At 53.8% G+C, this 437-nt stretch carries 1 protein-coding gene; it reads right to left on the reverse strand.

The window, feature by feature from the left end:
- Positions 1 to 437: aminomethyl transferase family protein (locus NUW23_15645; GenBank protein ID MCR4427589.1), on the reverse strand; the 437-nt coding region annotated here is incomplete at both ends.

Here is a 437-nt window from a genome sequence, read left to right on the forward strand (position 1 = left end):
CCTCAGGCTCAACAGCGCCTCTAGGCCATAGGGTAAGGCCCCGAATGCCCTCCCTCTCGCCAGCAACTGATCCCACATATCATTACTGTACTCTGCAGGACAGTAAACCTCGTAGCCATGTTCGCCGGTGAACCCCGTTCGAGATAGTATGCAGTCTACCTCGGCCACTTTGACCACAACGAACCGGAAGTAGTCGAGATCGGACAGATCACAGTCACACAGTGGTTTCAGGATTTCCCTGGACAGGGGCCCTTGAACACATATCAATGCTGTGCCGGACGACACATCGGTAACCCACGCGTTGGAGCCCTTCGAGTGTTCCGATATCCAGCGGAAAACCTTCTCCCCATTCGGAGTGCTCGTAATGACCCAGTAGTGTTGTTTGTTAAAGCGATAGACCGTGGTATCATCGAGGATGCCGCCGTCTTCCTTCAGAA

Source organism: Bacillota bacterium, from assembly GCA_024655925.1.
Lineage (GTDB): Bacteria > Bacillota > DTU025 > DTU025 > JANLFS01 > JANLFS01.